Annotated in this window: 30 protein-coding genes; all 30 read right to left on the minus strand. The window is 71.2% G+C overall.

Annotated features, from left to right (window positions below; all coding sequences use genetic code 11):
• Positions 1–219: 219 nt before the first annotated feature.
• The 30 genes from AB0M93_RS48430 to AB0M93_RS48575 all read right to left on the minus strand — a co-directional run bounded on the left by AB0M93_RS48430 (position 220) and on the right by AB0M93_RS48575 (position 20,202).
• On the minus strand, positions 220–1,629 hold the full coding sequence (locus AB0M93_RS48430; protein ID WP_364288274.1) for a hypothetical protein: 1,410 nt from the start codon (positions 1,627–1,629) through the stop codon (positions 220–222).
• Positions 1,626–1,832 (minus strand): helix-turn-helix domain-containing protein, encoded by a 207-nt coding sequence (locus AB0M93_RS48435; protein WP_364288277.1) that lies wholly within the window; start codon positions 1,830–1,832, stop codon positions 1,626–1,628. The genes AB0M93_RS48430 and AB0M93_RS48435 overlap by 4 nt, the downstream gene beginning before the upstream one ends.
• A gap of 390 nt (positions 1,833–2,222) precedes the next feature.
• Positions 2,223–3,812 (minus strand): hypothetical protein, encoded by a 1,590-nt coding sequence (locus AB0M93_RS48440; protein ID WP_364288280.1) that lies wholly within the window; start codon positions 3,810–3,812, stop codon positions 2,223–2,225.
• Positions 3,813–3,883: 71 nt separating this feature from the next.
• Positions 3,884–5,554, minus strand: a complete 1,671-nt coding sequence (locus AB0M93_RS48445) for a DNA cytosine methyltransferase (protein ID WP_364288282.1) — start codon at positions 5,552–5,554, stop codon at positions 3,884–3,886.
• Positions 5,554–5,919, minus strand: coding sequence for a hypothetical protein (locus AB0M93_RS48450; RefSeq protein WP_364288285.1), 366 nt, complete (start codon positions 5,917–5,919; stop codon positions 5,554–5,556). The genes AB0M93_RS48445 and AB0M93_RS48450 overlap by 1 nt, the downstream gene beginning before the upstream one ends.
• Positions 5,920–5,997: 78 nt before the next feature.
• Positions 5,998–6,783, minus strand: a complete 786-nt coding sequence (locus AB0M93_RS48455) for a hypothetical protein (RefSeq protein ID WP_364288288.1) — start codon at positions 6,781–6,783, stop codon at positions 5,998–6,000.
• Positions 6,783–7,073 carry a hypothetical protein gene (locus AB0M93_RS48460; protein ID WP_364288291.1) on the minus strand — a complete coding sequence of 97 codons (291 nt, stop codon included), beginning with the start codon at positions 7,071–7,073 and terminating at the stop codon, positions 6,783–6,785. Before AB0M93_RS48460 ends, AB0M93_RS48455 begins: the two co-directional genes overlap by 1 nt.
• Positions 7,073–7,606 carry an AAA family ATPase gene (locus AB0M93_RS48465; protein ID WP_364288294.1) on the minus strand — a complete coding sequence of 178 codons (534 nt, stop codon included), beginning with the start codon at positions 7,604–7,606 and terminating at the stop codon, positions 7,073–7,075. The genes AB0M93_RS48460 and AB0M93_RS48465 overlap by 1 nt, the downstream gene beginning before the upstream one ends.
• On the minus strand, positions 7,603–8,526 hold the full coding sequence (locus tag AB0M93_RS48470) for a bifunctional DNA primase/polymerase (protein WP_364288297.1): 924 nt from the start codon (positions 8,524–8,526) through the stop codon (positions 7,603–7,605). Before AB0M93_RS48470 ends, AB0M93_RS48465 begins: the two co-directional genes overlap by 4 nt.
• The gene (locus AB0M93_RS48475; protein WP_364288300.1) at positions 8,523–8,822 is read right to left on the minus strand and encodes a hypothetical protein; all 300 of its coding nucleotides are present in this window, start codon (positions 8,820–8,822) and stop codon (positions 8,523–8,525) included. The genes AB0M93_RS48470 and AB0M93_RS48475 overlap by 4 nt, the downstream gene beginning before the upstream one ends.
• A 21-nt stretch (positions 8,823–8,843) precedes the next feature.
• Entirely contained in the window at positions 8,844–9,497 is a 654-nt protein-coding gene (locus tag AB0M93_RS48480; protein ID WP_364288303.1) for a hypothetical protein, read from the minus strand.
• A gap of 97 nt (positions 9,498–9,594) precedes the next feature.
• A complete protein-coding gene (locus AB0M93_RS48485) occupies positions 9,595–9,801 on the minus strand; it encodes a hypothetical protein (protein ID WP_364288306.1) in 207 nt (68 codons plus the stop codon).
• 252 nt (positions 9,802–10,053) lie between these two features.
• The gene (locus AB0M93_RS48490; RefSeq protein WP_364288309.1) at positions 10,054–12,351 is read right to left on the minus strand and encodes an FtsK/SpoIIIE domain-containing protein; all 2,298 of its coding nucleotides are present in this window, start codon (positions 12,349–12,351) and stop codon (positions 10,054–10,056) included.
• Positions 12,352–12,456: 105 nt separating this feature from the next.
• Positions 12,457–13,665, minus strand: coding sequence for a conjugal transfer protein TraI (locus AB0M93_RS48495; protein WP_364288312.1), 1,209 nt, complete (start codon positions 13,663–13,665; stop codon positions 12,457–12,459).
• Positions 13,662–13,973, minus strand: coding sequence for a conjugal transfer protein TraH (locus AB0M93_RS48500; RefSeq protein ID WP_364288315.1), 312 nt, complete (start codon positions 13,971–13,973; stop codon positions 13,662–13,664). Before AB0M93_RS48500 ends, AB0M93_RS48495 begins: the two co-directional genes overlap by 4 nt.
• A gap of 2 nt (positions 13,974–13,975) precedes the next feature.
• Positions 13,976–14,338, minus strand: a complete 363-nt coding sequence (locus AB0M93_RS48505) for a hypothetical protein (protein ID WP_364288318.1) — start codon at positions 14,336–14,338, stop codon at positions 13,976–13,978.
• Positions 14,331–14,702, minus strand: a complete 372-nt coding sequence (locus AB0M93_RS48510; RefSeq protein WP_364288321.1) for a hypothetical protein — start codon at positions 14,700–14,702, stop codon at positions 14,331–14,333. Before AB0M93_RS48510 ends, AB0M93_RS48505 begins: the two co-directional genes overlap by 8 nt.
• Positions 14,699–14,983, minus strand: coding sequence for a hypothetical protein (locus AB0M93_RS48515; protein ID WP_364288324.1), 285 nt, complete (start codon positions 14,981–14,983; stop codon positions 14,699–14,701). The genes AB0M93_RS48510 and AB0M93_RS48515 overlap by 4 nt, the downstream gene beginning before the upstream one ends.
• A 63-nt stretch (positions 14,984–15,046) precedes the next feature.
• Positions 15,047–15,256, minus strand: coding sequence for a hypothetical protein (locus AB0M93_RS48520; RefSeq protein ID WP_364288327.1), 210 nt, complete (start codon positions 15,254–15,256; stop codon positions 15,047–15,049).
• The gene (locus AB0M93_RS48525) at positions 15,253–15,657 is read right to left on the minus strand and encodes a hypothetical protein (RefSeq protein WP_364288330.1); all 405 of its coding nucleotides are present in this window, start codon (positions 15,655–15,657) and stop codon (positions 15,253–15,255) included. The genes AB0M93_RS48520 and AB0M93_RS48525 overlap by 4 nt, the downstream gene beginning before the upstream one ends.
• Positions 15,654–15,998, minus strand: a complete 345-nt coding sequence (locus AB0M93_RS48530; RefSeq protein WP_364288333.1) for a hypothetical protein — start codon at positions 15,996–15,998, stop codon at positions 15,654–15,656. Before AB0M93_RS48530 ends, AB0M93_RS48525 begins: the two co-directional genes overlap by 4 nt.
• Before the next feature lie 97 nt (positions 15,999–16,095).
• Positions 16,096–16,431 (minus strand): hypothetical protein, encoded by a 336-nt coding sequence (locus tag AB0M93_RS48535; protein WP_364288336.1) that lies wholly within the window; start codon positions 16,429–16,431, stop codon positions 16,096–16,098.
• A gap of 88 nt (positions 16,432–16,519) precedes the next feature.
• Positions 16,520–17,137, minus strand: a complete 618-nt coding sequence (locus AB0M93_RS48540) for a hypothetical protein (protein ID WP_364288339.1) — start codon at positions 17,135–17,137, stop codon at positions 16,520–16,522.
• Positions 17,138–17,172: 35 nt separating this feature from the next.
• Positions 17,173–17,562, minus strand: a complete 390-nt coding sequence (locus AB0M93_RS48545; protein WP_364288342.1) for an SsgA family sporulation/cell division regulator — start codon at positions 17,560–17,562, stop codon at positions 17,173–17,175.
• Entirely contained in the window at positions 17,559–18,095 is a 537-nt protein-coding gene (locus tag AB0M93_RS48550; RefSeq protein WP_364288345.1) for an NUDIX domain-containing protein, read from the minus strand. Before AB0M93_RS48550 ends, AB0M93_RS48545 begins: the two co-directional genes overlap by 4 nt.
• A gap of 40 nt (positions 18,096–18,135) precedes the next feature.
• Positions 18,136–18,315, minus strand: a complete 180-nt coding sequence (locus tag AB0M93_RS48555) for a hypothetical protein (RefSeq protein WP_364288348.1) — start codon at positions 18,313–18,315, stop codon at positions 18,136–18,138.
• Between the two features lie 87 nt (positions 18,316–18,402).
• Entirely contained in the window at positions 18,403–19,104 is a 702-nt protein-coding gene (locus AB0M93_RS48560) for a hypothetical protein (RefSeq protein ID WP_364288351.1), read from the minus strand.
• Between the two features lie 111 nt (positions 19,105–19,215).
• Entirely contained in the window at positions 19,216–19,452 is a 237-nt protein-coding gene (locus AB0M93_RS48565) for a hypothetical protein (RefSeq protein WP_364288354.1), read from the minus strand.
• Positions 19,449–19,946 carry a transcriptional regulator gene (locus AB0M93_RS48570; protein WP_364288357.1) on the minus strand — a complete coding sequence of 166 codons (498 nt, stop codon included), beginning with the start codon at positions 19,944–19,946 and terminating at the stop codon, positions 19,449–19,451. The genes AB0M93_RS48565 and AB0M93_RS48570 overlap by 4 nt, the downstream gene beginning before the upstream one ends.
• A 1-nt stretch (position 19,947) precedes the next feature.
• Positions 19,948–20,202: a hypothetical protein gene (locus AB0M93_RS48575; protein ID WP_364288360.1), complete on the minus strand. Its 255-nt coding sequence runs from the start codon at positions 20,200–20,202 to the stop codon at positions 19,948–19,950.
• Between the last annotated feature and the right edge of the window lie 45 nt (positions 20,203–20,247).

Below are 20,247 nucleotides of genomic sequence, written 5' to 3' on the forward strand. Positions count from 1 at the left end.
GCCCTCCGGAGGCAGGTGTCGCAGGTTCGAATCCTGCCGAGGGCACCCTTACGGGAGCGGGAGAAACCGCTCCTCACCAGCGTTTTCGTGCTCGAAGCGGTCTTTCCCGTCCTCCGGCTGGCTACGGCCATTCACGGCCAAACACGGGTGTCTCTTCCCAATGCGTTCCCACGGGAGCGCGTCGGGCATCAGGTAGACGCCGCCCGGAGCCGCACCCGGCTACCGAGCGAGGATCTTCTCGATCCGGGCCTGGTTCGCCTCCTCTCCCCCGTCCAAGAACGCGGCGTAGATCTCCAGCAGCACGGCAACCGACTGGCCGGCCCAAGCCGCGATGGTCGCCGGGTCGACTCCCGCCACCAGCTGAGTGCTTACCGCGGCGTGGCGCAGGTCGTACGGCCGCGCGGCGAGCGGCGACTTCTGCTGCTCCTCAGTCAGCACCATCCTGCGCGCCGCACGCCAGGCCCGGGTGTATGTGATCATCGGTATTTCGCCGCCCTGCTCGGCCTGGAACAGGCGGCCGTCGGGGCCATAGCCAAAGAGCAGGATGTGTCGGTGGAGAAGCCGGGTCAGGTCCGGCGGGAACGAGACGATGCGCTGATCGCCTACGTCCCGGGCCTTCAGCGGCCTGTCGTCGCGTGGCTTCCCGCTGTCGGTCCACCTGCCTCCGGCATGTGGCTCGGCCCTGTCGAGGCGGAACTTGCCCCAGCCGTACTCGAACTCGCCGACGTGGTCGTTCCACACTGGATCCGGCAGATGCGCGATGTTCCGCCTGTTCAGCGATACCGCCTCTTCGGGACGCAGCGCGGCGTAGTACATGCAGCCGAAGAATGCTTCCAGGCGCGGCCCGCTGCGCGGCAACGCACCAACGCCGGACAGCAACGCCCGCGCCTGCGTCGGGTTCGGCACGGCCCTCGTGTCGACCTTCCGCTTGCCCTTCGGCATCGCCGTCCACTTCACCGACGGCAGCGGGTTCGCGTCGATCAGCTTCTTTTCGACGGCGTAGTCCAGCGCGTTGAACAAGACCCCCCGGGTCTTCCGCGCCACGCTCGGGGCGAACTTGTTCCCGTCCAACCGCCTGGTGACGGCGCGCTGAAGGGCTCGCAGAACGTCCGGGTCCACGGCAGCCCGCACGGGCATTGTGTTGCGTTCCAACCACTTCAGCACCTTCCGGACGTCCTCTGGCATCGCCCGGTTGGTGCGGTACTCGGTGTTGTATCCCCACTGCCGCAGCGCCGAACGGATCACCTTCGCGTCCGGACCGTTCTTGTCCCGCTTGACGAACACCGGCATCACGCGGATCAGCGCCTCGGCCATCGTCTGGCGCGCAGTCGCCGCCGCATCGGGCCACTTCATGTCGATGTAGGCCACCGTGAGCGCGTACCAGCTCATATCCCCCGCCGGCCGGGTCAGCGACGGGGGGAGCCCGGAGACGACGTCGAACGCCTCACCCGCTCGCTGCGCGGCCAGCAAGGACGCACGGAAGCCGTCCGCTTGCGCGTACAGCTTGAACGACTCCTTGAAGTCCTTCTTGTCCACCCTCCACAGCACGCGGTAGCTCGTGGGCTTGCCGGCCGTATTACGGCGAGTCTCGATCGCCCACACGCGGACGTTGTACGAAGAACTGATCACGCGGCCTCCTCTCGGGTTTCAAGCCAGGCTTCGAAGACGGCGCGACGAATCCGCACACTGCCGTTCGGCAACTTGATGCATCGCGGCCCGCGGCCCTTTGCCCGCCAGTCATAGAAAGTGGACTCCGCCACGTCCAACTCCTCGCAGACCTCGCTGATCTTGAGGAGCTGGCGTGAACCGGTGAAGTTGCGCTGCTGCGCCATGACTGCACCTCCAGAACGCCCGCCGGGCGGGCATGGTGAAGCGCCGCCGGGCACAGGCCGGACGGCACCTTTGGTTACGTTGCGTGGTTGTCGAGCTAGGTCGGCTGGCAGAGAGGCAGGCGGCTCAGGTGTGGAAGGCCGGAACCAAACACCGCAACACCGCAAACACCGCAAAGTGGCCTCTGACCTGGAGATCTTCTTGCGGTGTTTGGGGTCGAGCGCCGGATGGCCAAATACCGCAAACACCGCAGGCTGCGGTATTTGCGGTGTTTAGGATCTCCTGGTCGGAGGTCAAACACCGCAGACACCGCAGTACCGTTTCTCCTGTTCAGAGCCACTTTCTAGATCAGGTTGCGGTGTTTGCGGTGTTTGCGGTGTTTGGTTCGGAGGTCAGCTCGAATCGGTGCCGCGCTCGACCGTGTAGAGCTTCATCTTGGTGTGCGGATCGACTTCGCTGCGTAACACCAGGTCGCCGCGCCAGCGGTCTTTTTGCCCTGCCAGCCTCTTTCCCAGCGACTTCGGGGTCAGGGGCTTGCCCGCGGCGGTGGTCGGGAACGTCCCCTTCCACCGGTCGGGTGCGCCGTACTCGGGTTCGGCGTCCGAGCGCAGCTGCTGCGCGGTCACCGGCTCACTGCCGTAGAGGTCGCGCCAGGTGGCCAGGAACGCGTACCACTCCGCGTGGTCCTCATCCAGGCCCCGGCCGGCGTCGGCGTTGTCGAGGAAGTCGCCGACGCTGTGGTGGGCCAGGAACCCGCCGAGGTACTGGGCCCAGCGGGTGAACTGCCGCATCTGCGGGACGTTGCCGGCGATCGGCGCACCGTTGGCCGTCCAATCGAGCACCAGAGTCAGGACGTGGCGCAGCACGGTGGCCCGGTTGACCGGGTCGAGGATCCAGGAATCCAGGTTCGGGATGGTGAACCCGGTGCGGGCTTCCGGGCGTGGGCAGTTCGGATCGAGCCGTACCCACACCGTGCGGGAGGCCATGTCCCCGCCGGTGCGCAGGTTGTTGCCGGTGGCCAGCCACAACCGGTCGTTGGTGAAGTTGCTCGAGACGTTGGTGCCCAGCCGACGATCCGACCACGTGCGTTCGGTGACCAGCCGAGCCAGCACCGCGGAGTTGACCATCTCCCCTTCGGTCAGGTTGTCGAACACCACCACCCCCACCGAATCCGACAACACGGTGGTGATCGACTTGCGCAGTTCCTCATCGGAGTCGGTCCAGGTGAGCACCCGCTGCCCGACCAACAACCCGACGCACCCGGCAAGGATCGTCTTGCCGGAGCCGGGCATGGACGCCTCGATCATCCCGAACGGGGACAGCGCGTTGGTGAACGGCCGGATCAGCGGCGTCACCAGCAACGCCAGGTAGTTCGCCCGGTCGGCCGGCGACCGCCACGGGAAGTCCCGCAGGAACCGTTCCAGCAGGAATTCCCGCGCGACCTCTACCTGCGCCGCGCTCGGCCGGTCCGGGATCGGGTCGAGGTGGCCGTTGGCGGTCAGGTAAAAACCGGTCGCCGGGTCGTAGCCGGGGGTTTGCAGCAGCGTCCCGTCCGGGCGCAGCACCGGAGTGGAGATGATCCGGCGCAGCACCGGAAGACCCGGCCAGGAACTCCCGGCCAGCACGGCGTTCAGGACGTTGGTGGGCGGTGAGACCTCTACGTCGTAGGTGTCGCCTTTCTCGTTGACTTTGCTCTGGATCACGTCGGTGTGGGTCGCCAGCAAATTGGCCAGCAGCGCGGGTTTCAGCACCGACGCCGTGACCGGCAACGCGACGTCGTCGTCTCCGGCGGTCGGGTCGGCCGCGCCGGAGATCTGCTCGACGACGACGGGCGCGCCGTCGGAGACGTAGGTGTCGGGGATGATGCGGCCGTCCAGCGCGGCGGTCAGGACCCGGATGGTTTCCGGCGCGGCCCCGGTCCGCAGCCGCGGACGGCCACCGGGCCCGACCGACCACAGGCGTTGCGAATTCGTACTGGCCATGGCGTTCCTTTCCGTCGTGCTGGTCGAACACCGCCGCCCCGCCGGATGGGCCGGGGCGGCGGCAGAGCCGGTCACGCCGCTGTGCGGCGGCGACCGTGGGAACGTTCGAGCGAGGCGACCGCCGCGCCCACCAGCCATTCGGCGGCCGGCGGGGTGACGCCGTTGCCCAGCTGGCGAACCTTGACGCGTTTGCTGCCGGTGATGACGTAGTCCGGGGTGAACGCCATCGCGGCCTGCACCTCTGCTACCGACAGCATCCGGAACGTGCAGTCCTCGGCCGCCGGCGCGCTATCCGGCCAACCCACCAGCGACTGGTGTCCGGTGGTGGTGAGCGTGCGGGCGGGCTCGGTGACGGGCGTGCACATCTCACCGCCGGGACCGGTGCTCGAGTTGTGCCGCACGAGCATGTGGTGGTTGCCCGACGCGCACACCGTCGCCAGCGGCTCCCGGACGTCGCGGGCATCGGAGCCGCCGCCGCGCAGTTCGGCGATGAACGCCAGCCCGGCGGTGTCCACGGTGGTCATCGTCGGCATCGGCCGTCCGGCCGGGCGGGCCACTCCGGTGCCGTAGTACGGGACCACCAGCGCGGTCTCGTGCCGCGCGGTCTGCGTGCGCATCGGGTCGTCGGTGCTGGCGGCGTGCTTGCCCTCGCGGCCCTCCAGCGGAACCAGCAGCCCTTCCCACTCGCTCGTGGTGCGGGTGCGGAATGGATCACCGGCCGGGCGGGCGTCCTCGTTGCTGGTGCCGCCTGAGGGCACCAGCAACGCCCGGGTCTGCGACGTGGTCAGGGTCGCGGTCGGCCAGTCCGCCGGCCAACCTCGCGGGTAGCCGGAGCCGGGCCGGACGAAGGTGTTGCCGGTGGCCTCGAACGTCATCGGCCGCGCGTAGCGCTCCAGCCCGGCCCGGATGCGGTCCATCGTCTTCTCCGACAGCGGCTTGGGGCGGTCGCCGATGCGCTCCCCGAGGTGCGTCCAGTCGATCACGGCCGCGGCGGGCAGCACGTACGGTTCGACGACGGCGTTGCGGCATGCGCTGTTCGGGCAGCGGTAGAGGTACTGCTGTCGGTACCGGCCGACGTCGCGGCCGGGCTTCCACCACTGCACGGCCGCCACCTCGGCCTCGCACACCAGGCACCACGCCGCCGGCCGGATGTCGAGCTCCGGGGCAGGGTTGCCCTTGCGCCAGAACACGATGTACATCCGGTCCCGGCTCTGCGGAGCGCGCGGCACGGCGATCGCCGGGGCGTGCATCGAGTTGAGCGAGACGACCCGGTGGTCATAGCCGAGGCAGTCCATCGCGGACAGCCATGCGCGGAACGGCTCCCACTTCGCCGCGTCCACCACGTTTTCCACGATCACCACGTCGTGGCGGTGCGCCTCGACGAACCGCGGCACGTCCCACATCGTCGCCCGTGACCGCTCGGCCACGTGGTCGGGCACCTCCTCGTCCTCGTCGCCGAACAGCACTCCCTGGTCGCGGTTCTTGGCACGCCGTTTGCCCTTGGCGATGGAGTGGTTGGTGCACTCCGGGGAGGCCCATAGGATGTCGGTGCGGCGGTAGCGGCGCGGCTCGACCTGGGAGATGTCGGCGCAGTCGTGGTCACAGTCGGGGAAGTTCGCTTGGTGGGTCTCGATCGCCTCCGGGCTGTGGTTGGCGGCCATCACCAGCCGGACCCCTGGCACGGCGGTGGCCCCGAGCCCGGAACCCCCGGCTCCGCAGAACAAGTCAGTCACGGTGTACATCAGCGGACCTCCACGGTGGTGCGGCGTTCGATCGCTTCGGCCCAGCAGGCCGCAACGGCGGCGACCTGGATCAGCTCCTCGACCAGGTCGGCGGCGTCGGCTTCGGCGAAGCCTTCGTAGACCTCCTCGCGCAGGATGTGCAGCCAGGTGAGGCGGCCTTCGGCGCGGGCGATCTCGGTGGTGAACCGGGCGGTGTGGGCGGCGTCGGCGGCGCGGCGGCTCAGCCCGGCCACTTCGACGTCGGGGCCGGTGCCGTCGGGGTGGTTCTGTTCGCCCCACAGGGCGTCCTGGCGGGCGCGTTCGGTGGCGATCCGCGCGAGGATGGCGGCGGTGTGCTGGGAGACGATCGGGTGGGTGGTAGTCATGGCGCAGGCTCGCTTTCGGGAGGCGGGCACGAGAAGGGCCGGGCACGCGTGGTGCCCGGCCCTGTCTGTCCGATGTGGTCAGCGGTACTGGTCGGTGCAGTCGGAGCAGACCCAGTGGTGCCGGTCGTGCTCACGCCAGCCGACGGCGCGGGCGTCGCGCTCGATCTCGGCCCGCCCGGCGATGTGCGGGGTGGTGTAGGCGTCCCAGCCGTCGAAGAACCAGGCGTGCCCGTCGCCGCACGACGGTGCCGCGCACCGCAGTGCCCAGCCCGGCGAGTGGGTGTCCCGGCGGATCTGCGCCTCGTCGTCGGCGCCGCACCCGAGGTCTTCGGCCAGCGCGGCGGCGTCGGCGTAGGTGAGGAACCCTTCGTCATCGGGGGTGCCGCCGCGCCAGGCCCGCCACAGCGGCGGCCACGTCACCCACGAGGTGCGGGCGTAGATCAGCGGCCGGCGGTCGTGGCGGGCATCCTCCAGTTCGGTGATCAACGCGGAGAACAGTCGTTGCGCGGCCGGGTCGTCGGCGAGGTCCGCGCCGGGGCGGTCCCAGTTGATCCCGGTCCGGGCGTACCACTGCGCTGCCTCGCGGGCGTAGGCGATCGGCACGGCCGGGCAGACGCTCAGCCCGGATCCGGCGTGCACGAGTCGCCAGTTGCCGGTGTAGCGCAACGGCTCGCCGGCCACGTGCGGCGCCAGCAGCAGCCCCGGAACCGGGGTGGCTTCCCCGGCGACGGTCAGGGTGCCCGCGGTCAGCGCGAGGGTGAGCGAGGTGAGGGCGGTCTGCTCGGCCGGGACCGGGGTGCGCGGGTAGCGGCGCCATCGCTCGGGCACCTGCCGGTCCTCGGGCGCGGTGAGAGTGGAGGTCATCACGCGGCCTCGCTTCCGGCGTTGTAGAGGCTCCAGCAGTCCTCGCAGTCACACAGCCGCCCCAGCCCGGGGCCGTCGAGCGTGCCGGGCTCGATCACGACCGGGTCGGGCTCGGCCTGTGCCGTCGGGCCGGCCGCCCGCCAGGTCGGGATGACCTCCGGTGCCTGAGGATCTGCGTCCGCGCAGTCGCACCGCGATGCGAGGCACGGGCGGGTGTCGTCCTTCAGCGGGTGTTCGCGGTGGTGGCTGTCGAGGTGGGTGCAGGTGCAGCGGTGGACGATGGCGGCCATCAGGGTTTCCTTCCGTGGTGTCGGTGGTGCAGATACGGCGGCAGGGACAGGAAGTGCAGGGTGTGCCAGCCCTCGCGGTGCAGGTCCGGCAGCGACCCGGTGATCGCGTTGTGCATGGCCCACACGACCGGGTCGGGGACCCGCCGCGCCGTCCCGCACACCGCGCAGACCCGGCTGTCGCGGCGGCCGTTGCGGGCCAGCACGGTCAGCAGCGGCGGCAGGATCACCAGCCCGACCGTGGCCGCGTCGAACTCCGCAGCCAGGTCGAGCAGATGGGCGCGGAGCCGGGGCAGGTAGTTGGTGACGTCCCACACGACCGTCCCGCCCGCGGCGAGTGCCGCGCGGGTGTCGGCGGTCCCGCTCTCGACCGCGGCGGCGTTGACCGACGGGTCGGCCGAGCACCCGCACGGCGACAGCGTGGCGCGGCGTTCGTCGAGGGAGATCACCGTGGCCCCGGGCGGGGCGTGCTGGTGGCGCCAGGTGGTCTTCCCGGCGCCGGCCGGGCCGATGGTGGCGTACAGGGTGGCCCTCACGCGGCCTCCTTCCGGTTGACGCGGCGCGGGTTGTCGATCCCGGCCGCCAGCGACGTCTCGATCACCCCGTCGTCTTTGACGGCGGAGTCGGGGGTGTTCCAGGCGGCGACCGCGGCCCGCAGCTCGGTGCGGGCGTAGTGCTTGTCCAGCAGCCGCGCGCCGACGAGCTGGCCGAGGGCGTAGGCGGCGGTCGAGAGGGTCTTGTTTCGCTGCCCTGAGGGCGCTGCTGCGACGCGGGCGCACTCGTCCCGCACGGCTTTCGCCGCGTACGCGCTCGGGGCGGCGACGGGCATCTGGGTGCGCCCTGAGTTGGCCGCTGGCGGGAGTTTGACGCTGGCCTGGACCAACCACCCCGGCAGCGCCGGTCCTTCGGTGTCGTCGAGCAGCTCATACGCGCCGTCGTCGCGGACGCTGCCGGGGGCGAGGGCGTAGCCGCCCCAGCCGCGGGTGTCCACATGCGCCGCGATCCACTTGACCGTCGAGCCCAGCCGGACCCCGGGCGGCACCGGGTACCACAGCTGGCGTCCGCCGCTGGGGGTCGAGGTGGTCCAGGTGTCCGGCAGCGGCCCACCCCGCTCGCCGGCCAGCGCCCGTAGTTCGTCCCAGCCGTCGGGGCCGAGCGGCTCATCGGGCTTGCGGACGTCGCAGTCGATGACGTGCCACCCGGACTTCCCGGGGAACACCGCGACGTTGTACGGGACCGTCGCCCACACTCGCGTGATCAGCTCGGGGTCGGTGGTGGCCAGCGACTCCGGCGTCACGTGTCCCGCGGCGCACGGCCCCCGCCCGGGGCAGGTGTCCTTGCGGTGCCAGGCGGGTGGCCACTTGCGGTTGGGCATGATCGGGAACACCGCCCACCCTCTGCCGGCCATGGCCAGCGCGACCCGTTCCAGTGCGGCGCGTTGGGCCTCACTCGTCATGCGCGGATCTCCTTTCGCCAGTCGGGCCGGGGGTCCCAGGCCGCGACGTCGTGCAGGTGCACACCGAACGCCCGCGCCAGCGCCCCGGCCAGCCGGTCCACATCCGACGGCGGCTCCCCGGCCGCGCGCAGCAGCCGCACCAGCGTGGGGAAGGCAGCCGAGGCGTAGAACTCGCTGCCGCTCCACGCGGCGGCCACCGTCCGCGCGGCGCGGCGGGCGGTGGTGGTGTCGGCGCTGGTGTGCTCGGTCAGCCACGCGGTGACCTCGGCCGCGCGGTACTTCTCCTTGCCCGCCACGCCGGTTCACCTCCCGGCTGGTCAGCGGATGTGTTCGAGGGGCTGGCGCAGCACGTACGTGCGGTCGTCGTCCAGGTCGGCGACGATCAGCCGCATCTGCCCGAACGAGAAGGCGACGCCGGCCAGCTCCGGCAGGTCGGCCGCCGAAACCCGGATCAGGGCTGCGGGTTCGTCGTGGGTGCGCACCGAACCGGCGAGACGGCGAGCGGAGAACAGCCAGCCGGTGTGCAGCTGGTAGACGGTGATGTGGTGCAGCGCCAGCCGCTCGTGCACCTCCCGCACGCCGTACTCGGTGGCGTCACGGAAGTAGCCCTCTCGCAGCCCCATCAGCACGATCACCCCGGCCGCCGCGAGGTCACGTCCCGCGGACGGGCCGTCGGCGCGGCCGAAACCCACCCCGTAAGTCCAGCCGTGGGTGTCGGCCAGGTCGCGGGCGAAGGCGACGCAGTCGGCGGTGGTCGGTGTGCCATGGGTGATGCTGGGGTCTCGGGTCAGGATCACTTCGTTGACGCCGCCGCGGTCGTCGGCGACCAGCGCCGACACGGGGACCTGGTCGGTGCAGGCGTCGGTGAGCGCGGCCACCACCGTCTGCTGCGGGGTGCCGGATCGCGGACGCAGGGCGGCGAACCACACGCCCGGCACGGAAGCGACTTCGGCGTACATGTGGGGATTCATCGGGCCGTCCTTTCTGGACAGGTGATCTCAGCAGTGGTTGAGCACGGCGGTGTCGAGTCCCGGCATCCGGCCACCGCGGCAGCGACCGTCAACACGGTCAGGCCGCGTGCATGTCGGGTTCGGCGTGGGAGACCTGTCCGCCCTGGCCGGTTAGCCGGACGTAGCGGACCGCGATCCCGCCAGCGGCGCAGCCGATCGCGTTCCCGATCTCGTGCGCGGCGATCGCCGCGGTGGCCTCGGCCTCGGCCTGCTCCCGCTCGGCCCTGCGGTCGCGGGTAGCAATGCCGCTGCTGAACAAACCCATGACAACCTCCCATAGTCGGTGACTGTTCGTGTTCATCGGGGGTGCCGCGGCAGGCGTGATCACCAAGTGCGAGGCAAGGGCGCCGCCAAGGGCGTCGCCGTCGGGAAAGTGCATATGCACTTTGCGGCGCCCTTGACCGATGCCCTTGGCCTGAGCTGCGGTGATCTCCCCTGAAGTGCGCGAAGTGCATCAAGTGCGCGCCCGTCGCGGACGCCCGCAAACGGCCGTTTTTCGCGGTGTGAAGGGTGGGTGTCAGGCGCCCTCGACCGGACCGCGGTCGGCGATGGCGTCACTCACGTATCGAGCACTGACAGTGACAATCCCGTCCTTGCGGCGGACCGGGCACCCTTCGTTTTCCAGCAGTTCCTTCAGCGCTTTGCCGGTCAGTTCGGCGTAGGGCGCGTAGCCCGGGGCGAGCTTGCGCAGCAGCGCAGCCACGTCGGTGGCCTTCAAGTCCCGGCCAGCGAGCACCTCCGCGACGTCGTCGAGCACGTCCCGGACCTCGGGGGTGGCCTCGACCTGCGCAGGCTCGGCCCTCGCGCCGCCGCGGATGACCACGGCGCGCTCGATCACGGTGGCGGCGTCGTCGCCGTCGATGAAGTGCGTCCGCACGGTCATCGACGCCTGGCCGGCCGGGAGCGGAACCCCTTCCCCGGCCACCACCAACGTGCCTTTGTCCAGGCCAGAGCGCAGTTCGTGCGGCGCCGCGCCGCCGTCGACCGCCTTGTCCCCGAGCGCCATCCGGGACTGGGACTCGGTGCCCAGCGCCAGCGCCGCGCGGACGTGGGCGCCTTCGCGGACCAGCTTGGGCAGGTTCTGGTCCGTGGGGTCCTGGGTGCCCTCCCACAGCACGACGTTGACCGCCCGGCCCTGGTTGTGGATCTTGCGGGCGGCCATGAAGTACCGGGACTTGCTGGTTTGCCCGCCGTAGGGGTTTTTCTGGTCGTCCACCGCCGGGTTCATGAACGCTTGCTGCGCTTCGTCGACCAGCAGCACGATCGGCGCGAACGGGCCGCCCGGCTTGGCCAGTTCCCGCGGGACGCCGTTGCGGTACTTGTCGCCGTCGAAAGCCAGCAGGCGCCGTTCCATCTCCTCGACACCCCATTCCAGCAGCTCCGTGGCCTGAATGCAGTGGGCGTCGGTGGGGCCTTCGATGAGGGTTTCGGCGACCGGCTTGAACATCCGCCAGTCGCCGATGCCCTTGAGGTCGGCGATGTGCAGCTGCACCGACGGGTCCAGCGCCAGCCACAACGCCAGCGCGCGCAGGGAAGCGGTCTTGCCCTGCTTGGACAGCCCGGTGATCAGCAGGTGGCACTGCAGCAGCGACATCATGACCGCGTCCCCGCGCAGGTCCAGCCCCCACGGGGCGCGGCCGGTGTACAGGTCGGCGGTGATGGTCGGGTCCGTGACCAGCGGAGACGGCCCGATCGGCTTGTCCAGCTCCCCGGAATCGGCGGCCCAGACCCGGATCGTGCGCGGGGACGGCGGGGTGGACAGGAACACCTCGTGCTCGTGGCGGCCCATGTTCTCCGCGAACTTCCGCCGCTTGCGCTTGACCTCCTCGGTGTCCACACCAGACGGCAGGTGGACGTCGAACTCGACTCCGCAGCCGGCCAGCCGGATCGGCGACAGCATCGCCGCGCCGCCGTCCTCCATCTGCTCGATCTTGCGGCGCAGCTCGGAAATCCGCAGGTCACGCAGGGCGGTGACGACGATCGACGGGGTGATGATCACGTCGTCGACCAGCCGGGCCGAGGCTGGACGGAACAGCTGCGGCACCGACTGGGAGGTGCGGCCGAGGTTCCACAGGTAGGTGGCCACCCCGGCGGTCCCGGCGATCGCGAGGAACGCGCCGTAGGTGATGACGAACCACACGCAGAACGCGATCGCCTCGATCACCCCGGTGATCGGGTCCAGCACGTCGCCCTTCCCCGCGACCGCGAGGATCACCCCGAGGACCAGCAGCAGGACCGCGGCCGACACCGTGGACAGGGCGACGGCCTTGGCCAGCTGGATCGGGGACTGCACCCAGTCCATCGCGCGGTCGTGGCGGCGCTGCTTCTCGGTGACGTCGCGGGCCTCCCACTCGGCCAGCTTCTCGTGGTCCCCGGCCAGCTCCGCGGCGCGCATCATGCGTTCGTAGCGGCTGGACCCGTGGGTGTCGCGCCAGCGCTTGCACGCCACCACGGCCCCGAGCGTCGGGTACACCAGGACGTTGCGGCCGACGAACTTGAGCGTGGACACGGTCCGCTCGTGGGTGACCGCGGTCCGGGCGGTGGTCGAGAGCCACAGGGCCTGGCGCTTGTACTCGGCCAGGCGCCATTCCATCTGCGCTTTCTGGGAGGTGTAGAGGCGCCACTGTTCGTCGGTGACGATCTCCCCCTCGATCGCCGGTGAGGCGGACTCGACCGTCCCGGGCGGGGTGGACTGGTGCTGGTCGGGGCAGGTGCGCAGGGGATGGACGGTGGCCAGGTCCCGCACCGACCCGGCGGACTCGCGCGTGGACTCGGGGGTGGCGTTCTCGTCGTCGTGGTGGTCGGTGGGGGTCATCGCGTGGTGCCCTTTCGTGCGTGGACTGATGCAGCACGCGGGCAGGACCGAACCCCGCCACAGGCACGGGAGGGTTCGACCCTGCCCGCGCGGTGCGGGGGTGGGTCAGTCGCTACCGCCGGACTCGGACAGGTAGCGGTTGCGCAGCTCGGTCGCGGCCTTCTTGCCGCACTTGAGGGTCCGGCGGATCGCCTCGCCGTTGGTCGGGTCGAACCCGGCCGGCGGACTGGCCACCGCCGCGTCGAACTCCGCGGCCAGCTGCTCGGGACTGCGGCGCTTGGGCTCCGGGACCGTCGCCCGCGCAGTGCGCCGCGCCGTGGTGGTCCGCCGGGCCGCCGCCGCCCGGACGGCCGGGGCGGTGGTCGTGTCGGTCGCTGTGGTGGTGACGGGGGTGGGTGAGGTAGGCAGCAGGGTGGCGGCCGCCTGGTTACGCTCGCCGGAAGCGGCCTCGGTCCCGCCCTCCCCCCTCGCGGTGACCGGGGCCGCTCCGGCGTCCGCACCGGGCAAGGTGAGCCCGGCGAAGGCGGCCAGCAGCCGGGGCAGGCACCGCACGACCGCGACCGCGACGATCGGGCCGAGCAGGTGCAGCACCAGGCTGGAGACGGTGAAGTCGGCGGCCACGCCCGGCAGGTGCGGCCAGGCGTTCATCCCGAGGGTCAGGCCGAGGAACACCCACTCGGTGCGGTCGACCGCGCGGTCGTTGAGCGGGTGGCCGCGGGTGGTGAGGTAGGCGCGGCCGGCCACGACCATCAGCAGGGCCAGCGAGCAGAACGGTTCGGCCAGCCACGCGAACCACCACCGCGGGCTCCCGGTCGGGGCGCCTTCGGCGGCGAACGCCTGCACTCCGGCCGTCGACCACGCCAGGGCGAGGGTGAGCGAGGTCAGCGCCACCGCCAGCACCAGCCGCCGCATCCGGGAGTCGCGGTAGGCCAGGACACGCGGGTCGCGGTCCAGCCGCCACAGCGCGGCGGCCTGCTCGACGGCCTTGCGGCGGGTGCGGACCTTGTCCGTGGTCACCTGGAACGGGGCCGGGTCGGACTCCAGCGCCAGCAGCCGGTGCGCTTCGGCGTGCTCGGCCGCGCGCCGCCGCACCCGGCGGGTGTTCCCGCTCCGCCGCAACCGCCGGGTGGTCCAGCCCCGGCGCCCGCCGACCGGGTCCGGTGCGGACGCGTCCTCGGTGGAAGGCGCCGGCTCCGGCTCGGCCGGTAGCGGTTCCTGCGGTGCGGGCAGGTCGTTGACGGCCAGCTGGCGTTCGATCTCGGTCAGGGTCCGGTCGAGGTCGGCGTGGCCCTCGGCCGTCGTTGTGGTGCTCATGCCTTGGCCTCCTTCCGGTCGGTGCCCTCGGCCGGGGCCGGGGCGGTCGAGTCGTTGGCGGGCGCCAGCTGGTGCGGGGCGGGGCTGGTGGCGAGGGCGGCCCGGCGGGCGTCGCGGGTGGTGCGGTGCAGCCGGATCTCGTTGGCCGCCCACAGCCCGGCCAGCGCGGCGGCCACCAGCTCCAGCCACGGGGTGAGGACCACCCCGCCGATCAGCGGCACGCTGACGCCGGCCAGCTCGATCACGTGCGCCCCGCACCACGCGACGGCGGCTTCCTGCCGGGTGCGTGCCCGGGTGTCTGCGGCCATGCTCACCACCACCTGTTCTCGGGGTCGATGCCGTGCTCGTCGGCCAGGCGGTCCAGCTCGGCCGCGGTGGCGGCCAGCCGGTCGCGGTGGGCCAGCCCGGCGCGGACCAGGAACGCCGTGTGCCACAACGCCCGCAGCCCCAGCGCGACCGCCAGCACCACCGCGCCGACGGTGAGCCACGCGACGGTGGTCAGCAGCGCGACCACGGTGAAGGTCGCGGTGCCCAGCAGCAGTCCGGGCAGCAGCTCCGCGCTTTCGGTCAGCAGCGCGGCCATCTCCCGTGCCCCCACCTCCCGGGTGGGGCGTCCGGCGCGGGTCTTGAGGTCGTCGATCTCGGTGTCGAACTGGGCTCCGAAGTCACGCATGTGCTGCCTCCCAATGCATCCGGGGTCCCGGCGGGCCGTGGCCGGACGGGCTGGTGTCCCCGCGGTAGCGCGGGTCGTGGTGGTGCGGGTCGTAGCCGGTGCTGTCGTGGGCGTCGAAGTAGTGGTTGATCCGCCCGCGCGGCTCGGTCAGCACCGCGGTGGTGGTGTAGCGGTCGGCTCGGGCCATCGCCCCGGTCAGCAGCCGCACGATCAGCACCAGCACCGCGCGGGTCAGGTGCAGTCCCAGCCACACCGCCATCGCGGCGAAGACCTGGACCAGCACCCAGGTTCCGTTGCGCTCCACCAGCCGCCGCAGCAGCAGCACCGTGGCCGCCGTGTCGGCGGGTTCGTCGGCGCGGCTCATCGCCTGCCCCGCCGGCCGGTCTCCGCGGCGGTGACCGCGATGGTCAGGTCGGTGATGGCCTGGTCCAGGTCGTCGAACCCGTCCTTGCCGCCCGCCCTGGTGACCGCCGCCAGTTCGGCGCGGGCGGAGCGGAGCCACTCGCGGGCGGTGGTGAGCTGCCCGGCGCGGGCGGCGCCGCGCGTGATCTGGTTCAGGCGGCGTTCCAGGTCGTCGATGACGGTGGTGCGGGTGGTGATCCCGGCACGCTGCTGGCGGGGGAACAGCTTGGAGAAGTCGGCCATGATCGGTCCTCCGATTCGTTGTGGTTCAGGAGCGGTCGGCGCGCGGGGCGTCCGATGTGGACGTCACTTCGTCACGCCCGTGGTCTTGTCCCACGCCTGCGCGGTCTTGCCGGGCATCCGGCCAGCCGACGCGGTGGCCGCCGCGAGCGCGAGCGTGGCGTGCACTTGCGCGCGGGCGAGGATCGCGGGCACCAGCTCGGGGTCGGCGTAGTACCACTCGCCGTTCTCCCCGGCGAGACGTTCAGCTTCGCAGTAGTGCTCGGGTCCGGTCATGGCCAGCACTCCTCGGTGGTCGGGTCGATGTCGGCGGTGGGTGGCAGATCAGCGACGATGAGGACCGGATGGCCGAGGTGGCCGGTGCGGTCGGGCAGGTCGCCGAAGGCCCAGTGGTGCACGGTGCCGTGGCTGCCGGGGGTGGCGCGGCGGATGGCCAGGTGCAGGAACTCGGCCCACGCGGTGTAGATCCCGGCCACCTCCTCGGCCGCGCGGCCGAGATCGTTCACCGTGCCGCGCAGCTGGCCGGCGGGTCCCAGGTTCCAGTGCAGCGGCGCGAGCCCGGCCGTGCTGGCCCGCTGCAGCACGGTGGCCAGCGTGGCGTGGGCCTGGATCTGCCACCGTCGGCGGTCGACGTCGGTGACCTGGTGGAACAGGTCGGATCCGCTGTGGTCGGTCACGACGCCCCCGCGCCGTGGCCGTGGTACATGACGGCGTGCTCGATGTGCTGCTGCGCGCGCGTGGCCGAGGTCAGCGCCTTGCTGTAGTGGGTGAGCAGAACCTGGTGGGCCTGCGCGGCCTGATCCAGCATCGCGATGGCGTGGCTGAGCAACTGCTGGGCCTGGCTGGCGTCGTGGGTGTTGCCGAGGATCTCGATCACGGCGGCACCCAGACCGGACATCCCGTTGCGGGCGACCAGCACCTCCGGCGGCAGCGTGGACTCCGACAGCTGCCGCAGTGCGCCCAACGGGATGCTCTGGGCGACGGTGTTGAGGCGGGCGACTTGGTCCTGAATGGACATCACGATGCCTTTCGAATCGGCAGTGAGGCAGGTATTTGCCGTGCGGAATAACGGTTTTCGTCCAGGGAATGAAGGGCGGACGTGAAGTTGTCGTCGTTTACAGCACCGGGCCCTGGCTGATTCGGTTGGCGATCGTTCCGATCGCCTGCTCCAGGGCACCGAATTCGGCGGTCAGCTTGTTGAGCTGCGCGGTGACCGCGGCATCCACTTCGTCGACTGCCGTGATGGTCGCGTTCACCACGTTGACCCACTGGCCGCTGCTGTTCGGACCGATGATGGCCACCCCGTCGGTTTTCAGTTGTTCAAGTGCCTGCTTCGCGTCGGCCCCGAGGTCCTCAATCGCGACGACGGCCTTGGCCAGGGGGCGGCGCGGCACCTGGTTGGCGAGGTTGGCGAACTGGCCGGCGAGCTGTTCGAAAGACACGTTCGTCACTGTTCTTCCTTCTGGTTCGTTGGCGGGCAGAGGCTTTCGGCGGCTCTGCCGTGTTACCGCTGGTGGTCGCGGCGGACATTCCCGGCGTTCAAGCGGCGGCCGGCGGGGCGGGGAGGCGGGGGTTGCCGCTGATCGCGGTCACCCGCAGCGCCGCGGCGGTGTTGGTGAGCAGGTCGATCGCGCGGGGAGGGAACTGGTGGGTGCGCAGGTACTGCGCCAGGGCGTCCAGGACTCCGGCCCGGCTGGCCGGGGCCGGGTCGGTCACGTAGTGCGCCATCGCTTGAGTGACGTAGCCGGTCTCCACGTCGAATCCACCCGGGCGGTAGGGCTGGTGAGTGGCGATGGCTTCCTCGGCGGTGGCGATCATCCCGGCCAGTTCCGCGGCCAGCCGGTGCGCGGTCATGCCGGGCTGCCACTGCTCGGGGTGGGTGTGGTGGACCGCGGGGAACACCGATGCGAGGTAGGTTTCCTCGGCCGCGTAGAGGAACAGCAGCCGCATCCGGTCGTCCGGGCAGGCGGCCTGGGGCAGCAGCTGCCGCACCAGCCGCGCCACGCGCTGCGCGGCCTGCTGGTAGGCGGTCGAGGCCATCTGCTGAGCCAGCTGCACGGTCATCGTGGCCGCCGGAGGCGGATACCACGGTTCCTCGTCGGCGACGGCGGTCGAGGGCTTCGGCAGGGTGGCGTGAGTTGTGGTGGTGATGGACATGGGGCCTCCACTGAGGACGGTGGTGAGAGGGGTGTTCAGGCGGCGGGGCCTTCGGCCAGGCGCACCCATTCGCGGTCCCAGTCGACGGTCCGGGCTTCCTGGCCGTCGGGCACGAGGGCGTAGGCGGCGTCCAGCAGGCTGGTGACGGTGTCGCGGGCCACCGGCAGCCGCGCCGTCCCCGAGGGCGAGCGGAGCAGGATGTTCAGCAGTCCGGCGTGGCCGCCGGTGTCGGGCATGACGTGCACGTCGCCGTCCCCGGCCGGCTCCGCCAGGCCGGTGCGCAGCAGGTCCCGGGCGAAGATCCAGTGCTGCCCGTCCAGGTGCAGGGTGATCGCCCACGGGTCCGTGGTGGCGTACTCCCAGAACCCTTCGATCAGGCCCCGGCCCAGCAGCCAGACCGACATCGGGAAGCGCAGCTGCGTCATCGCCAACCCCTCTCACCGGGGGCGCGGGTGCCGAAGCCGCGCACCGGGTCGAGCTGGTGGATGGCGCGGGCGAGGATGTGGCCGTGGTCGAAGGCGAACCCGCCCGCGTTGGCCACGCGCACCGCGACCCGCACCGGCATCCACTCCGCAGCCGCGGCGTCATCGGCAGCCACCGGATCCGGTGCCCCATGGAGGATCACGCCGTGGGCGATCGAGACGTACCGGCCGCGCGGGTCCCGGCCCGGGGTGTCGAACACCCCCACCTGGTCCACAAACGTGCCCTCCGGCACCACCAAGCCGGTTTCCTCGGTGAATTCCCGCACTGCCGCCTCTCCGGCGGTTTCGGCCGGGTCGACGTGGCCACCGGGCAGGGCCAGGGCGCCCTGGTAGGGATCCCAGCCGCGCTGGATCACCAGCACGTGCCAGACCAGGTCGCGCAAGGTGAAGGCGACCATGTCCGCGGCGTAGAACACCGGGTGGCGGTCATCGAGACGAGCAGCGATCTTCGCCGCCCACGAACCGATCAACGACATGAGGTGCCGTCCTTTCAGGAAGTAGAGGGGGCTGGCACAGTCAGTTGAGGCGGCCGCGGGCCTCGCGCAGGAAGTGGGTGCGGGCTTCCTGGTCTTCGGTGTCGTTGTGGTTGAGCACGCGTTTGCGGGTTTCGGCTGCAACCTCGCGGATCTCGGAGTCGAGCTGGGCGGCGTTTTTGCCGATCTGCGGGTTGACGTGAAAGAAGTCGCTCAGCGCCATGACGGCTCTCCTTCTTGGTCGACGTGCGCGGTGGGTTGTCTGTATTTCTTTGCGGTGCAACGGGTTTGCGCTGTGCGGTTCTCGGGTTCAGGCGGTCCGCAGGGCACGCGCCGACCGTGGCCCGGCCAGCAGCCCGGTGACGTAGGAGACGAAGCTCCGCTGTGCGCAGGGGTGGACCGCATCGGTCTGCGGGTCCCGCAGGGTGGTGCGCAGCCACAGCGTCAGCCGCGCGACCGACCAGCCCGCGCGCCGCCGCTTCGCGATCGCGGTCACCAGCGCCTCCAGGAACTCCGTCCGCACCCGCGGCACCCGGACCGCGGCTTTCGCCGCGATCGGGCTGTCCGGGGTGGCGTTCGATCGCGGCGGCCGGCTGGTGCGCGGGCGGTGCGCCACCGCGTTCTCCAGCTCGGCCTCGGCCAGCAGCCGCAGCTGCGCCGCGACGTCGCGGTACACCCCGGCCCGGCGGTGCATCACCGCGTCTTCGGTGCGGCGGGTCAGGACCCGGGCGTTGGCGGCCAGCAGGCCGGCCAGCGCCTGAAACCGGCGCGCCGTCCCCACCGCCAGGTCGACTTCGGCCACCGCAACGACCAGCGGGTTGCCCTGCGCGTGGTCCTGCTCGGCCTCGGCCAGCAGCCGCAGCTGCGCCGCGACGTCGCCGTACACCGTCACCCGGACACCGGTCACGAGCTCCGGCAGCCCGGCCGCCGCGAGGACCGCGGCGTTGCGGGTCAGCGTGTCGGCCAGGGCGCGGAACCGGGCCGCGAGCACGGTGGGCAGCGTGGCGGTCATGAGCGGTCCTTTCAGGTAAGTCGAGCCGGGAGCGGGCATGGCGCTGCCCCGAGACGAATGCGGAAACGCGAAATTGGTGCGCGGATCGCGCGGGAACAGGTGGTGCAGGGATCAGGCGGCGAAAGCCGACGGGCTTTCCGCGGCCTCTTCCCGAGTGGCCGCCAGCTCCGCCCGGAACACCCGGGCCAGGCGCATCGCGGTCAGCCCGTGCGGGCCGTCGAATTCACCGACCATCGTGTGGAAGGCGATGTCCAGCCAGTGCTCCCGGTCCTCGCGGATGGCTGAGGCAGCCGGCATGGTGGCCAGCAGCCAGGCGAACGTGGCCGGGACGGACAGGCGGTCCCTCACGACTGCCTCCCGTAGCGCAGCGCCACCCAGGTGGTCAGCAGCGACGCGGCCACCCCGATCGCGCGGTGCACGGCCTGGTCCAGCTCCGTCAGCGCGGTCCCCGGCCCGGTCTCGTCGATCACGCCGTCGCGGCGCTGCACCGTCGCGTGTTCGACGTAGCCCTGCTTCCCGGCCAGCCGCGCCAGCGCCTTCAACGGTGCCCGGCGGTCGATCACGTAGTGCGTGACCGCGTTGACCGCCGTGCCCGCGGCCAGCGCCCGCAGCGGCACTCGGAACCCCAGCACCCGCGTCACCGCAACCGCGGCACCCACCTGACCGACGGTGTAGCTGGCCACGTGCCGAGCACAGTTTTTCGCGCCCTCCCGGCCCGGCTTGCCCTTGCCAGCCGCGTCCTCGCTGGACTGCAACCACTGGTCACACAGCGGGTGGACGTCGGCGAACGTCGCCTGCAACGCGGCGAACAACGCCAGCCCGCGAACCGTGCTGCTGCGCATCTCAGGCCACCTCTCCCAGCTCGTATCGGACCGTGAGCGGCAGCGAGATCACCGGCGCCACCGGGGCGTCCAGGTTGGCCAGCGCTTCGTCGATCTCCGCCAACCCCGCGTACGGGTCGACCAGATCAGCGAAGCCGTCGAAGCCACCGGTCAGGACGCTGTCACCGGCCAGGCCGGTGGTGTCGGCGAAAAAGTCGAAGTCCAGGTCAACCGCGTCCATCTCGATCTGGCGGCGGCTGGGGCGTGCGTTCGTCATCGTGCTTGTCCTTCCGGGTCGCTCTGACAAAGACTGACATTAGTC

Source organism: Amycolatopsis sp. NPDC051102, assembly GCF_040682815.1.
Taxonomy (GTDB): domain Bacteria; phylum Actinomycetota; class Actinomycetes; order Mycobacteriales; family Pseudonocardiaceae; genus Amycolatopsis.